General features: G+C 34.2%; 10 protein-coding genes and 1 riboswitch. Of the genes, 1 reads left to right on the forward strand and 9 read right to left on the reverse strand.

Annotated features, from left to right (window positions below; translation table 11 throughout):
- Nucleotides 1-11: 11 nt before the first annotated feature.
- Entirely contained in the window at nt 12-944 is a 933-nt protein-coding gene (locus HNR33_RS15390; protein ID WP_429084934.1) for a CobW family GTP-binding protein, read from the forward strand.
- A gap of 155 nt (nt 945-1,099) precedes the next feature.
- Here HNR33_RS15390 and purD read toward each other — a convergent pair whose 3' ends face one another.
- The 9 genes from purD to HNR33_RS15435 form a co-directional block, all read right to left on the reverse strand.
- Nucleotides 1,100-2,350 carry a phosphoribosylamine--glycine ligase gene (purD, locus tag HNR33_RS15395; RefSeq protein WP_429084936.1) on the reverse strand — a complete coding sequence of 417 codons (1,251 nt, stop codon included), beginning with the start codon at nt 2,348-2,350 and terminating at the stop codon, nt 1,100-1,102.
- 95 nt (nt 2,351-2,445) lie between these two features.
- Nucleotides 2,446-3,978 (reverse strand): bifunctional phosphoribosylaminoimidazolecarboxamide formyltransferase/IMP cyclohydrolase, encoded by a 1,533-nt coding sequence (gene purH / locus HNR33_RS15400; protein ID WP_429084938.1) that lies wholly within the window; start codon nt 3,976-3,978, stop codon nt 2,446-2,448.
- A 63-nt stretch (nt 3,979-4,041) separates the two neighbouring features.
- Nucleotides 4,042-4,674 (reverse strand): phosphoribosylglycinamide formyltransferase, encoded by a 633-nt coding sequence (gene purN, locus HNR33_RS15405; RefSeq protein WP_429084939.1) that lies wholly within the window; start codon nt 4,672-4,674, stop codon nt 4,042-4,044.
- Entirely contained in the window at nt 4,662-5,705 is a 1,044-nt protein-coding gene (purM, locus tag HNR33_RS15410; protein ID WP_429084941.1) for a phosphoribosylformylglycinamidine cyclo-ligase, read from the reverse strand. Before purM ends, purN begins: the two co-directional genes overlap by 13 nt.
- Nucleotides 5,706-5,719: 14 nt before the next feature.
- Nucleotides 5,720-7,117 (reverse strand): amidophosphoribosyltransferase, encoded by a 1,398-nt coding sequence (gene purF, locus HNR33_RS15415; protein ID WP_429084942.1) that lies wholly within the window; start codon nt 7,115-7,117, stop codon nt 5,720-5,722.
- Between the two features lie 16 nt (nt 7,118-7,133).
- Nucleotides 7,134-7,835, reverse strand: coding sequence for a phosphoribosylaminoimidazolesuccinocarboxamide synthase (purC, locus tag HNR33_RS15420; protein ID WP_429084944.1), 702 nt, complete (start codon nt 7,833-7,835; stop codon nt 7,134-7,136).
- Between the two features lie 16 nt (nt 7,836-7,851).
- The gene (purE, locus tag HNR33_RS15425; RefSeq protein ID WP_429084945.1) at nt 7,852-8,340 is read right to left on the reverse strand and encodes a 5-(carboxyamino)imidazole ribonucleotide mutase; all 489 of its coding nucleotides are present in this window, start codon (nt 8,338-8,340) and stop codon (nt 7,852-7,854) included.
- A gap of 238 nt (nt 8,341-8,578) precedes the next feature.
- Complete coding sequence (locus HNR33_RS15430) at nt 8,579-12,352, reverse strand: phosphoribosylformylglycinamidine synthase (RefSeq protein ID WP_429084947.1); 3,774 nt, start codon at nt 12,350-12,352, stop codon at nt 8,579-8,581.
- Nucleotides 12,353-12,507: 155 nt separating this feature from the next.
- Nucleotides 12,508-12,609, reverse strand: a riboswitch (purine riboswitch).
- Between the two features lie 161 nt (nt 12,610-12,770).
- Nucleotides 12,771-13,958 carry a pyridoxal phosphate-dependent aminotransferase gene (locus HNR33_RS15435; RefSeq protein ID WP_429084949.1) on the reverse strand — a complete coding sequence of 396 codons (1,188 nt, stop codon included), beginning with the start codon at nt 13,956-13,958 and terminating at the stop codon, nt 12,771-12,773.
- Nucleotides 13,959-14,102 lie beyond the last annotated feature (144 nt).

The following is a 14,102-nucleotide window of genomic DNA, read 5'->3' on the forward strand; positions in this document are numbered from 1 at the left end:
GGAGTGATAATATGAGTCAAAAAACAAACTTATATCTACTTACAGGTTTTCTTGGAGCTGGAAAGACTACCTTTTTAACTAATATACTAGATGATCTGTCTAGAAAAAAAGTCGGAGTCATAATGAACGAATTCGGTAAAATTGGTATAGATGGAACTATTATAAAAAAAGAAGGTATGGAGCTTGTTGAAATAAATAGGGGCTCAATATTCTGCTCATGCTTAAAACTGTCATTTGTTCAAGCAATGATAGAAATGGCAGATCAAAATTTAAACTATCTTTTTGTTGAAAGTTCTGGACTTGCTGACCCTTCAAACATCGGAGAAGTATTAGCTGGTGTGGAATCTGTAAAAGGTAAAATATATGAATATAAAGGTGCAATATGTATAATAGACGGAGTTAACTTCCTTGACCAAATAGAAGATTTAGAAACTGTTGAAAGACAATTAAAGCATTGCCATCTAGCAGTTATAAGCAAGGTTGATTTAATTGATCAAGATACATTAGCTAAAATAATCGAGAAAATCAAAAGCATTAATAATAAGGTTGATATTCAAACATCAGTATTTGGGAAGCTTGACTATAATTTTTTAGAAGAAGACCTTATGAAAAACCAATGGATAGAATCTGAAGATACAACAAACACTCCAGAAAATAAGCCTAAAACTCTAAGTCTTACATTTGAGGGAGAAGTAACCAAAGAACAATTAACTAGGTTTTTAGACATTATCAAGGAAGATAGCTATAGAATAAAAGGCTTCTTTAAGCTTGATGATGGATGGAATCAAGTAGATGTAGTTAATAAGAGGATAGATTACAAGCCTTCAGATAATAGTGAGACAAATTCACAAATTGTTATAATATCTAAAATAGGACCACAGATTATAAGGAAAATAGTAAGCTCATGGGATGAATTTGTTGGGAAAGAAATGAAGTTAAGATAAAGATAAACCTCTAAAATAGATAATGAAAATAATCTAAACTCTCGCGAAAAAAATGCTCTTCTCTGGAAAAATCTAAGTAAGATTAAATCCAGAAAGGAGCATTTTTTTATACTATTCAAGCTATTATCCTAAAAAGCAAGCACCTTCCCCTCTTGCTAATTTGCAATGTCTTTTCTATAGTGCATTCCATCAAAGTTTATTTTTCCTATATTTCTATACGCTTTTCTTCTTGCTTCATCTATTGTATCTGCTAATGCAGTTACTGTTAAAACTCTTCCGCCATTTGTAAGTACTTTATCTTCTATTCTTTTAGTTCCTGCATGAAAAACCATTACATCTTTATCAACATTTTCAAGTCCAGTTATAACTTTGTTTTTTTCATAACTTTCAGGGTATCCACCTGACGCAGCTACAACACATACGCATTTTTTGTCTAACCATTTCAAATCACTTGACTCTAAAGTTCCATCAATAGTTTTTTCAAAAATATCAACTATATCACTTTCTAGTCTAGGAAGCACAACCTCAGTCTCAGGATCTCCCATTCTAACATTAAATTCTATAACCTTAGGCCCATTAACAGTAATCATCAGCCCGATAAACAGCACCCCTCTAAAATCTATACTTTCTCCATCAAATCCATATATGATTCTATCTAATATATCTGCTTTTATTCGTTTTTCTAGCTCTTCAGTAAAAATAGTATTAGGTGAAAAGCATCCCATACCGCCCGTGTTAAGGCCATTATCTCCATCAAATACTCTCTTATAATCTCTGGCACTTTCCATTGGTATTATCTTGTTTCCATTTACAAAACATAATAGTGATGCTTCAGTTCCATATAAAAACTCTTCAATAACTATTTCATTTCCGGATTCTCCGAACTTCTTATTCTCAAGCATGCTATTGATTGTATCCTTTGCTTCCTGTTCATTTTGACATATCACTACACCTTTTCCTGCTGCTAATCCATCAGCTTTAATTACCAGTGGGTAATTGAACTCACTTAATCCTTCTAATGCTTGTTTTGTACTTGTAAAACTTCTAAATTTTGCTGTAGGAATGTCATACTTGTCCATAAATTCTTTTGAATATCTTTTACTACCTTCAAGCATAGCTGCTTTCTTGCATGGACCGAAAACTTTTAATCCGTTTTCAAGAAATTTGTCAACTATTCCATGTACTAGAGGAACTTCTGGTCCAACTACAGTAAGCTCTATTTTTTCTTTTAATGCAAAACTAACAAGAGTTTCTATATCATCATCTTTTATGTTTATACATTCTGCTACCTGCTGTATTCCTGCATTACCTGGTGCACAATATATTTTTGATACTCTTTTACTCTGAGCTATTTTCCATACAATAGCATGCTCTCTGGCTCCACTACCTATGATAAGAACTTTCATCATATCATCCCCTTTAGAATTTAGATTTGAAGTTCATTTGTAGATGCGTGTCATTTCCCGAGAAATTTAGTGTTTAAAGATGTCGATTGAATAACTTAATGCTTAAAATGTCTTATCCCTGTAAACACCATTGCAATACCGTACTTGTCAGCAGCTTCTATTGATTCTTCGTCTCTTATAGAGCCACCTGGTTGAATAATTGCAGTAATTCCAGCCTTAGCCGCTTCTTCTACACAATCAGGAAATGGAAAATATGCATCTGATGCCATTACACTTCCATTTACGCTATTTCCACCTTGCTTCAAAGCATTTTCAAGCGCCCATATTCTACTTACCTGACCTGGTCCCACTGCTACTGTTCCACTATTTTTAGCAAGTACTATTGCATTAGATTTTGTGTTTTTAACAACCTTCCAAGCAAATAATAAATCATTGATTTCATCTTCTGTAGGCTTTCTTTTTGTTACAACTTTAAACTCTCCGTTTAAGAGCTTAGTGTCTCTATCCTGAACTAAAATTCCGCCTAAAACCTTCCTCATGTCATAGCTTATATAATCATTTTTAGTTATATCAGAAAGTTTTAATACTCTTATGTTTTTCTTTGAGCCTAATATTTCTATGGCTTTATCTGTGTACGAAGGAGCTACAACTACTTCTATGAATATAGCGTTTATCAGCTTTGCAGTATTCTCATCTATTTGTCTGTTTGCAACTACTATTCCTCCATATATAGAGATATTATCTGCTTCATATGCTTTAATAAATGCCTCTTCTATAGTATCTGCACTTCCTACTCCACATGGATTGCCATGCTTTACTGCTACAACTGTTGGCTCTTCAAATTCCTTTAATATTTCCAAAGCCCCATTTGTATCTCCGATATTATTGTATGAAAGTTCCTTTCCATGAAGCTGTATAGCATCACAAAGAGTCCCGTTTATATCTTTAATTTCTGTATAAAATGCCGCTTTTTGATGAGGATTTTCTCCATATCTCAAATCTTGTTTTTTTTCAAAAGTTATAGTTATTGCATCAGGAAGCTCTATTTTAGCTTTTTTATTAAAGTAATCCGAAATCAATGCATCATAGCTACTTGTATGCTGAAATACTTTTGCTGCAAGATATTCTTTTGTCTTTTCTGTAACTTCACCCCTATGCTCTAACTCATTTAAGACAGTATCATAATCACTAGGATCAACTATAACTGAAACAAATTTATAATTCTTTGCTGCTGCTCTTAGCATTGAAGGACCACCAATATCTATGTTTTCGATTATTTCTTCGTGAGTTACACCTTTTTTTAAAATTGTCTGCTTAAAAGGATATAGATTGTTAACTACAATATCTATAGGCTGAATATTAAGCTCATTCATCATGCTTGTATGTTCTTTATTATCTCTAAGAGCTAATAGTCCACCATGGATTCTAGGATGTAGTGTCTTTACTCTTCCGTCAAAACATTCTGGAAATCCAGTAATATCTGAAACGTCGATAACATCAATACCTTCTTCATTGAGTTTCTTGGATGTACCTCCTGTTGATATGATTTCCCATCCTAAGCTTACTAGTTTTTTTGTAAATTCAACGATTCCTGTTTTGTCATAAACACTTATTAATGCTCTTTTCATCTATAACACTCCCTACCTAATTTTCTCAAACTCTTCATGGCATGATTATGCTTTTGAACTTAATTAACTAAATCTATTGATTAAAACATTTCTTCCTTCAACATTAAGTCTACCTTCACAAAACAATTTAACTGCTTCAGTCAAAGCTTTATGCTCTATATCCAATACCCTTTTCTGTAAAGATTCTACAGTATCATTATCATTAACTACAGCAGTGTATTGAAGTATTATAGGCCCACTATCTGTTTCATAGTCAACAAAATGAACTGTAGCGCCTGTAATCTTCACCCCATATTCAAGCACTGCTTTATGAACCTTTTCTCCATAGAATCCTTTGCCACAAAAACTTGGTATCAAAGAAGGGTGGATGTTAATTATTCTGTTTCTGAATTTATTTATTAGTTCTTCACTTAATATCTTTAAATACCCTGCTAAAACAACTAGCTCTACATTGTGTTCATCTAGTATCCTTATTATTTCTCTATCATAATCAATATCATTTTCAAATTTTTTTCTATCTATATAAACTGATGGTATTCCTTTGTTTTTAGCACGTTCTAAACCGTAAGCATTTTTTCTATTAGCTATGACTACAGTTATTTCTCCTCTAATATTTCCATTATCTATATTATCAATCAGTGCTTGTAAATTTGTTCCTCCACCAGATACTAATACACCAATTTTTACTTGTGACATATCTTTATGCCACCCTCTCCTTTTATTATCTCACCAATAATATGACCATCATTATGACTATCTTTTAAAAATTTTATAATGTCATCCGCATCATTCTTAGCCACAGCCATAACAATACCTATTCCCATATTGAATGTAGAGTACATCTCATCAATATCAATATTTCCTAGTTTTTTAATGTAGTTAAATATAGGAGGTATTTCTATACTGCTTCTATCAATAATCCCCATAAGACCTTCTGGTATCATCCTAGGTATGTTTTCATAAAAACCTCCACCTGTTATATGGCTAATTCCTTTTATCTTAAACTTTTTTATAAGCTCAATTAGCGGATTAGTATAAATTCTAGTAGGCTTTATCAATTCTTCTCCAATAGTCGAGCCAAGCTCATCAATATATTGGTTAATGTCTAGCTTTTTAATATCAAATAATAGTTTTCTTACTAACGAAAAGCCGTTACTGTGTAACCCACTTGAAGGAAGTCCTATCAGTACATCTCCTTCAGTAATATCTGAACCATTTATTATGTTCTCTTTATCAACTATTCCTACGGCAAAGCCTGCTACATCATATTCACCTTCACTATACAGCCCAGGCATTTCTGCTGTTTCTCCTCCGATTAACGCACACCCTGCCTTAACGCAGCCATTTGCTATGCCTTCTACTATTTTTGCTGCCTTCTCAGGATGTAGCTTTCCAGTAGCTATATAGTCAAGGAAAAACAATGGCTCAGCTCCTTGACACAGAACATCATTGACACTCATAGCTACACAATCTTCACCTATTGTATCGTGCTTATCCATCATAAAAGCTATCATAAGCTTTGTTCCAACCCCATCAGTTCCTGAAACTAATACTGGCTCATCATATCTATCTTTATCAATAGAGAAGAGACCTCCAAAACCGCCTAACCCAGATAGAACTCCACTAGTAAATGTTTTGTTAACATGCTGCTTCATAAGCTTGACTGCTTCATAGCCTGCATGCACGTCCACCCCTGAATTTTTATAGGTTATTTTTTCATTATCCATGATACCGCCTCCTATTATTCTATACGTTCTCTGGGAATTTCCATTGGATAATCTCCGCTAAAGCACGCAGTACAGTATCCGACATTTTTTCCAGTAGATCTCACAAGTCCTTCTTGTGATAAATATCCTAAACTATCTGCATTTACCATGTCTCTAATTTCTTCTATGCTTTTGTTGGCTCCAACAAGATGTCTCCTATTTGGAGTATCAATTCCAAAATAGCATGAATATTTAACCGGTGGTGAACTAACCCTTAAGTGAACTTCTTTGGCTCCTGCATTTTTAAGCATGTCAACTATTCTTCTACTAGTCGTTCCTCTTACTATTGAATCATCTACTAATATTACTCTTTTTCCTTCAATGTTTTCCTTCAAAACATTTAGCTTAAGCCTTACTCCTTGTTCTCTAAGTGCCTGATTTGGTTGAATAAATGTTCTACCCACATATTTGTTTTTTATTAGTCCTATACTATAAGGAATTCCTGATTCTTCTGCATATCCTATTGCGGCAGATGTACCAGAGTCAGGTACGGAAACAACCACATCTGCCTCTACTGGGTATTCTCTTGCTAGTATTTTTCCTGCTTCTTTTCTTGCTGCATACACTCCTATATCATCTATTTTACTATCCGGTCTTGCGAAATAAATAATTTCGAATATGCAAAGTCTTTTTTTACACCATTTATCATTAAAGATGCTTTGAACACCATTTTCATCTATAATAACCATCTCGCCAGGTTCAATATCTCTTACGAATTCAGCGCCCATAGTGTCTAACGCGCAGCTTTCAGAGGCCAAAACATATCCATCATTTATCTTTCCTAAGCATAGTGGCCTTATCCCTTGATTATCTCGTACACCTATCAGCTTGTTATCTGTTAATATTACCAAAGCATATGAACCCTTTAATACTTCCATAACTCTTTTTACCGCTTTTTCAATTCCGTCTTTGTGGTATCTTGCTATTAGATTGGCTACAACCTCGCTGTCATTTGTTGTCTGGAATATAACTCCTTCATCCTCAAGTATCTCTCTTAAGCTATCAGCATTCACGAGATTTCCATTATGAGCAAGTGCAATACTTCCATTCTTATATTTTACAACTAGTGGCTGTGCATTTGCTACAAGACTGTCTCCAGTAGTTGAATATCTAACATGTCCTATTCCTGTATTTCCCTTTAGCTCATCAAGGTTTTCTTGGGTAAATACTTCGGAAACAAGTCCCATGTTTTTGTGATAATTAATTACACCATCCTTACTTACAGCTATTCCAGCACTTTCTTGACCTCTATGCTGTAGTGCGTAAAGTCCATAATGGATCATATCAGATACAGTTTCTTCACTGTTCGAATATACTCCGATAACTCCACACTCTTCTTTCAATTTGTCATCAGTTATAAAAGCACTTCTCATATTTCCACCTCCTCTATTAGGAAAGTCTTCCTAGTACTTCTTCATAAGCTTCTTCAACATCTCCTAAATCTCTTCTGAACCTATCCTTGTCAAGCTTCTTATCTGTGTCTTTATCCCAAAGTCTACATGTATCAGGTGATATCTCATCAGCTAATATAACCTTTCCATCATAAGTTCCGAATTCAAGCTTGAAATCTACAAGCTTCATATTTTTTTGACCAAAGAAATCTACCAATATTTCATTTACCTTAAGGGCATATTCTTTTATAATATCTATTTGTTCATCTGTAGCAAGCTCAATAGCTTCTATATGATATTCATTTATTATTGGGTCACCAAGCTCATCATCTTTGTAGCAAAATTCTAATACAGTGCTTTTGAGTACAGTTCCTTCTGCCAACCCAAGTCTTTTGGCTAGTGAACCTGCTGCAATATTTCTAACTATAACTTCTAATGGAAGTATTTTAACCGCTTTTACTATCATTTCTCTATCATTTATCAACTCTTCGAAGTGATTAGGTACCCCTTTTTCTTCAAGCATCTTGAAAAGCAAAGCTGACATTTTGTTGTTTACTACTCCCTTACCAACGATAGTGCCTTTCTTTTCTCCATTAAATGCAGTAGCATCATCCTTGTATTCAACTATATATCTTTTTTCATCCTCAGTTTTAAACACCTTTTTTGCTTTTCCTTCATATAACATTTCAAGCTTTTTCATCACTATTTCCCCCGTTCTATTTTAATTTTTGTTGTAATTCTATGTCTTTTTGTTCAACTTGCTCAGCCATTTTTTTTCTATATTTAATTAGCTTTATCTTGAGTTCATCGTATTTTAATGAAAGCATCTGTACTGCTAGAATGGCTGCATTTTCAGCTCCATCTATAGCTACAGTGGCAACTGGTATTCCTTTTGGCATCTGTACAATTGACAATAATGAGTCTAAACCATCAAGTGTAGATGATTTAATAGGAAGTCCAATAACAGGAATAGTGGTTACCGCTGCCAATACTCCACCAAGATGAGCTGCTTTTCCTGCTGCAGCTATTATTACTTCAATCCCTTTATCTTCAGCGCTTTTACCAAATTCAACTGCTTTATCTGGAGTTCTGTGGGCAGATATAACTCTTACCTCTGTATCAACTCCAAACTCCTTCAGTATTCTAAGACCTCTTTCTACTACTAGTAAATCTGAATCGCTACCCATAACTATAGCAACCTTCATAACTATCCCCTTTCTATTTATATAAATTTGGTTTGGTACATGGAATATAAACAAAATAGAACGTTCATACGATGAAGATTTTGAGAAAACTATTAGGTAAATACAGTGAAACTTAATTCAGATGGAATCTTCTCTCCAGCTGAATTATAGTTGAACCAATCTAGGAACTATGCGATTGATGAAGAAGCTAAGTGACTTACAACAAATCGAAGATTTGTGTAATTTCCAATCAAGATGGTTATCTAAAATAGTCAATTCCCGCTTTAAATAGCTTCTGATCCTTGTTTCCTGGAACATTTCTGCATACATTTAGTCCAACTCTTTCTGAGTGTCCCATTTTCCCAAGTACTCTTCCATCAGGACTTGTGATTCCCTCTATACATCCTATTGAACCATTAGGGTTATATTCACCATCGTAGCTTGGAGTGCCGTTTAAGTCCACATACTGTGTTGCTATCTGTCCATTCTGTGTCATTTTCATCAGTTCATTCTCATCAGCAACAAATCTTCCTTCACCATGAGATATGGCAATAGTATGCATATCTCCAACTTTTACATTGTTAAACCAAGGTGATACGTCTGATACTACTTTTGTCTGTACCATACGAGAAATATGTCTGCCTATTTTGTTAAACGTTAACGTTGGACTATTTTCATTTAGTTCAGTAATCTCTCCATAAGGTACGAGTCCAAGCTTAATAAGTGCCTGAAATCCATTACATATACCAATCATTAATCCATCTCTATGTTTTAGCATATTCATAACTGATTCTTTTATATATGGGTTTCTAAACACTGTTGCTATGAATTTTCCTGAACCATCTGGTTCATCTCCAGCACTAAATCCTCCCGGCAAAGCTATAATCTGAGAATTATCTATTATCTGCTTCATAGCCTGTATGGACTGCTCTACATCTGAAGGTGATAAATTCCTAAATACGAGCGTTTGAACATCTCCACCAGCATTTTCAAAAGCCTTTGCTGTATCATATTCACAGTTTGTTCCCGGAAAAACTGGGATAAATATTCTTGGTTTTACAATATTAACTCTTGCTTTAGCTTTACTTACTTTTTGATAACATGTACCGTTAGGCTGTCCTGTAATGCTCTGTTTCATTGGAAAAACTTCATTTAGTGGCTCTATCCAAGCTTGTATCGCAGCTTCTAGTTCTATCTCAGCATTATTTATATTTATTACTTGCTTCTGTTGCGTAAGTCCAAGGATTTTATATTCTATTTCATCAAATAGCTCTGATAATTTATGTTTTCTATCAATCTCTAATATCACTGTGCCATAATCAGCAATGAATAAATCATTCTTGCTTAAGGTCTTAGTAAATTTTATGCCTATTTTATTACCAAAACACATTTTACTTATTGCTGCTGCTATTCCGCCTATACCAACTGTATTTGCAGATAAAACTTTTCCTTGCTGTATAAGCTGATATATCTTAGAAAAGTTTCTATCTAAAGCTTCAAAATCAGGCAATCCATTTTCTTTTCTTCTTACCTTTATCAATACAACATTACTATCAATACCTTTGAACTCTTGAGATATCGTTTTATCAGCATCTCCAGTAGTCACTGCAAAACTTACTAAAGTTGGAGGAACATTGATGTCATTAAATGTTCCTGACATACTGTCTTTTCCTCCTATAGCAGGTATTTGAAGCTCATTCTGTGCATAAAATGCTCCTAGTAATGCACTAAATGGCTTGCCCCATTTTGCTTTATCCTTTCCTAGCTTTTCAAAGTATTCTTGAAGTGTAAGTCTTATCTTCTTGTGATTTCCTCCTAGTGCTACTACCTTCGCAACCGAATCAACTACAGCGTACAATGCTCCGTGGAAAGGACTCCAGCTCGAAAGCTTAGGATCAAAACCATATGTCATGAGTGTACAAGTATTTGTATCACCTTTTGTCAAAGGTATTTTAGCAGCCATGCCTAAAGTCGGTGTCAATTGATATTTTCCCCCAAAAGGCATTAGTACAGTTCCTGCCCCTATAGTACTATCAAATCTTTCAACCAAGCCTTTTTGACATGCTACATTCAGATCTTCCAAGTTTTTAAGCCATAATTTATTGATATCAGCTTCATTATTATTTACTGCGTTTGGTAAGCATTCAAAATAGCATTTTCCTGTAGGCTCTTTTATATATACATCTGTCTTTTGCTTAACTCCATTAGTATTCAAGAAATCTCTACTGATATCAAGAATAATCGTGCCATTCCATCTCATTTTTAATCTATTGTCTTCCGTAACCGTTGCAACTACTGAAGCCTCTAAATTTTCTTCCCTAGTGCATTTTCTCAATATTCCTAAATTATCTTTATCTATAACTACTGCCATTCTTTCTTGAGATTCTGATATGGCTAATTCTGTACCATCAAGACCTTCATATTTTTTAGGAACCATATCTAGGTTTATCTCGAGACTATCTGCCAATTCACCTATGGCTACTGAAACTCCTCCTGCACCAAAGTCGTTGCATCTTTTAACTATTTTGCTGAATTCAGAGTTTCTGAAAAGTCTTTGAAGCTTTCTCTCTGTGGGAGGATTACCTTTTTGTACCTCTGCACCACAGTTTAATATTGATTCTTCTGTATGAGCCTTTGATGAGCCTGTAGCACCTCCACATCCATCTCGTCCAGTTTTCCCACCTATCAGTACAACTAAATCTCCTTGTTTAGGCACTTCTCTAACCACATTTCCCTTTGGCACTGCTGCTACTACTGCACCTATCTCCATTCTTTTTGCTACATATCCTTCATCATATATTTCAGCTACCTGACCTGTAGCAAGTCCTATCTGGTTTCCATAAGAGCTATAACCTCTTGCAGCCTCTGTTGTAATCTTTCTTTGAGGAAGCTTGCCAGGTATAGTGTCTTCTACCCTTGCTCTAGGGTCACCACTGCCTGTAACTCTCATAGCCTGATAAACATAAGATCTTCCTGATAGTGGGTCTCTTATGGCTCCTCCTAAACATGTAGCTGCTCCTCCAAATGGTTCTATTTCTGTAGGATGGTTATGTGTTTCATTTTTAAACATCACAAGCCATTCTTCATCATTTCCATTAACGTCTACATTTACATTGATGCTGCATGCATTTATTTCTTCTGATACATCTAAGTCATCTAAAAGTCCTTTTTTTCTTAGCTTTTTCATAGCCAATACTGCTATATCCATAAGGCATATATCTTTGATCTCATCACCATAGACATATTCTCTTGATTTTAAATACTCGTCATATGCAATTTTTACTACATCGCCATATTTTCCATTATCAACGTCTACTGACCCTATCTTTGTTTGAAAGGTAGTGTGTCTACAGTGATCAGACCAATATGTGTCTATAACCTTTAACTCGGTTAAAGATGGGTTTCTTTTCTCAGTATTTTTAAAGTAATCCTGACAAAATTCCAAATCTTCAATACTCATTGCAAATCCCATATTTTTTCTTAATACTTCTAGTTCATCCATAGTTTTGTCAATAAATCCTTCAACTATAGAAACTTCTTTAGGGGTTTCAAATTTATCTTCTATTAAGTCTGGTTTTTCAAGTAATGCTTTCCTAGAGTCAACTGGATTTATACAGTAATTCTTAACTTTGATAAATTCATCGTCTGTGATATCTCCATTTAACACTATAACCTTTGCTGTTTTAACTATTGGTCTTTCCTTTTCAGAAATAATCTGAATGCATTGCGCTGCTGAATCAGCTCTTTGGTCATATTGTCCAGGAAGATATTCTATAGCAAGCACCTTATCTTTTTTATCTATTTCAAGGTTTTCTTCATAGACATCATCAACATTAATCTCTGAAAAAATAAGTTCTACCGCTTTACGATAATCTTCGTCTGATACACCTGAGAGATCGTATCTATTTATAATTCTCACTTTAACAAGACCATTCATTCCTAAGTTTTGTTTTAATTCCATACATAAATGTTCGGCTTCTATATTAAATCCTTCTTTTTTTTCAACAAATACCCTTCGTACATCTCTATTCATCGTAGCACCACCCTCTAAAAAAATAGGCCCGGGCAGAGTAAGCTCACTACAAGTGAAACCTACCCGCCCGGGCTTTTATCCCCTAGGTGTAATATTATCGAAATAATATCTGTACCGCTTGGACCAGACAAAAAGACAAAAGCCTTCTCCGGAACCCTAGGCACACTTTCACCCATAGTCAAGTGATTCACGGTCACTTGGTAGAGACTTCTCAGCCATATTCTGAGATTTATATGGGCTCATATCAAGTTTTTCTGATACTTAAATCATAACAGCAAAAAACCCGATAGTCAATAGATTTTACGAATTTTTAACACAAATTTTTATTTATAGTTTGTGTATAAGTGTATTATTTTTTTATATTTCGTAGTATAGTTCGTTTTTGAACATTTTTACTATATTATATCTATGTTTTTATCTATAATATAGCTATTGCCTTCTCCATTCTGTCCATTCCTTCTTTAATATTCTCCAAAGAATTAGCATATGAAATACGAATATTGTTCGGTGCTTCAAATGCTATACCTGGTACAACAGCTATATGAGCCTCTTCTAAAAGGAATTTAGCGATATCTATTGAGTCCTTAAGTACCTGATTCTTGTATTTTCTTCCATAAAGAGCTGATACTTCTGGCATGAGATAAAATGCTCCCTTTGCTTCTGCACACTTTATACCTTCTATATCATTAAGTCTTTGTATTAGATATTCTCTTCTCTTAGCATATTCTTGTCTCATATGTTCGATAGAATCTTGAGGTCCTAATAATGCTTCAACTGCTGCTCTTTGAGCAATAGAGTTTGGAGCGGAAGTCATATGTCCTTGCGTATCACACATTCCTTTTATTATATCTCTTGGCCCTGCTGCATACCCAAGCCTCCAGCCTGTCATTGCATATGCCTTTGAAAACCCGTTTATTATAATAGTTTTCTCCTTTATTTCATCTGAAAATGAAGCTATAGATATATGTTTTTCTCCGTCATATATGAGTTTTTCATATATTTCATCAGATATAATATAAAAGTTATGTTTTACAGCCAACTCACCAAGCTGTCTCAACTGTTCTTCAGAATATACTGCTCCAGTAGGGTTGTTGGGAGTATTGATAATAATTGCTTTCGTCTTTTCTGTAATTGCTTGTTTTATTTTATCTATATCAAGAATAAATCCGTTTTTTTCATCAGTTGGTACAAGTACAGGCTTTGCTTCTGCAAGCTTAACCATTTCAATATAGCTCACCCAGCAAGGAGTTAATAAAATAACCTCGTCATTTGCATCGCATATTGTAAGCATAGTATTCATTAGTGATTGTTTTGCTCCATTTGAAACTATTATTTGATTAGGTAAATATTCAACATTATTATCATTTTTAAGCTTTTTACATACTGCTTCTCTAAGCTCTAGTATCCCTGCAACAACTGTGTATTTAGTGAATCCATCATCTAATGCTTTTTTTGCTGCATCTATTATATTTTGAGGAGTATTAAAATCTGGTTCTCCTATACTAAAGTTTTTTATATCTATTCCTTCTCTTTTCAATTCCGCAATCTTATCAGACAGTCCTATAGTCATTGATGGTATCATGTTTTTTATTCTTTTACTTAACATCCTACTTCCTCCTTAAAATTACTGTATTTAACTATTAATATTATAATATTATTTACAAAAATGAAATATTTTTTGTTAATATATTTAACATTTTACTTAAAGTATATGAAATTACCGCCTAATTAGGCGGTATTTTCATACTTA

Source organism: Brassicibacter mesophilus, assembly GCF_050433385.1.
Lineage (GTDB): Bacteria > Bacillota > Clostridia > Tissierellales > Proteiniboraceae > Brassicibacter > Brassicibacter mesophilus.

What these genes read in the sequence shown, in the direction of transcription:
- HNR33_RS15390 (WP_429084934.1), top strand. Translation starts at nt 12, where the DNA reads ATGAGTCAAAAAACAAACTTATATCTACTTACAGGTTTTCTTGGAGCT.
- purD (WP_429084936.1), bottom strand. Translation starts at nt 2,350, where the DNA reads ATGAAAGTTCTTATCATAGGTAGTGGAGCCAGAGAGCATGCTATTGTA.
- purH (WP_429084938.1), bottom strand. Translation starts at nt 3,978, where the DNA reads ATGAAAAGAGCATTAATAAGTGTTTATGACAAAACAGGAATCGTTGAA.
- purN (WP_429084939.1), bottom strand. Translation starts at nt 4,674, where the DNA reads ATGTCACAAGTAAAAATTGGTGTATTAGTATCTGGTGGAGGAACAAAT.
- purM (WP_429084941.1), bottom strand. Translation starts at nt 5,705, where the DNA reads ATGGATAATGAAAAAATAACCTATAAAAATTCAGGGGTGGACGTGCAT.
- purF (WP_429084942.1), bottom strand. Translation starts at nt 7,117, where the DNA reads ATGAGAAGTGCTTTTATAACTGATGACAAATTGAAAGAAGAGTGTGGA.
- purC (WP_429084944.1), bottom strand. Translation starts at nt 7,835, where the DNA reads ATGAAAAAGCTTGAAATGTTATATGAAGGAAAAGCAAAAAAGGTGTTT.
- purE (WP_429084945.1), bottom strand. Translation starts at nt 8,340, where the DNA reads ATGAAGGTTGCTATAGTTATGGGTAGCGATTCAGATTTACTAGTAGTA.
- HNR33_RS15430 (WP_429084947.1), bottom strand. Translation starts at nt 12,352, where the DNA reads ATGAATAGAGATGTACGAAGGGTATTTGTTGAAAAAAAAGAAGGATTT.
- HNR33_RS15435 (WP_429084949.1), bottom strand. Translation starts at nt 13,958, where the DNA reads ATGTTAAGTAAAAGAATAAAAAACATGATACCATCAATGACTATAGGA.